The sequence below is a fragment of the Stenotrophomonas sp. YIM B06876 genome (genome assembly GCF_030711595.1).
In the GTDB taxonomy this organism is placed as follows: domain Bacteria; phylum Pseudomonadota; class Gammaproteobacteria; order Xanthomonadales; family Xanthomonadaceae; genus Stenotrophomonas.
The window spans coordinates 1-362 of record NZ_JAUJUJ010000640.1 but is presented as its reverse complement, the minus strand read 5'-3'; the positions used below and the strand labels follow the sequence as shown (position 1 = coordinate 362).

Below are 362 nucleotides of genomic sequence, written 5' to 3'. Positions count from 1 at the left end.
TGTGCGGCCCGCTCGGCCACGCCGGATTCACTCACACCTTCTGCGCCGCAAGATTTTTCAACTGGCAAATTGCCAATCCAAAGGAGACAAAGTGAAACGAGCGACATTCATTCAAACGGCATTCGTTGCCGCCATCGGCGCGGCGTGCGCCATGCCCGCATGGGCCGATGGCCCGTGGCCCACGGGCAAGACCATCACCTACCTGGTGCCTTTTCCGGCCGGCGGCACCACCGACACCCTGGGGCGCCTGATCAGCCAGAAGCTGGGCACGGCGCTGGGCACCACCGTGGTGGTGGACAACAAGGGCGGCGCAGGCGGCAGCATCGGTTCTGAAATCGCTTCGCGCGCGGCACCCGATGGCT

General features: G+C 64.6%; 1 protein-coding gene. It reads left to right on the top strand.

Going from position 1 to position 362, the window contains the following annotated elements; genetic code table 11:
- Window positions 1–91: 91 nt before the first annotated feature.
- Window positions 92–362, top strand: a 271-nt coding sequence (locus QZH66_RS18830; RefSeq protein ID WP_305807295.1) for a tripartite tricarboxylate transporter substrate-binding protein, incomplete at its 3' end; no start/stop codon positions are given.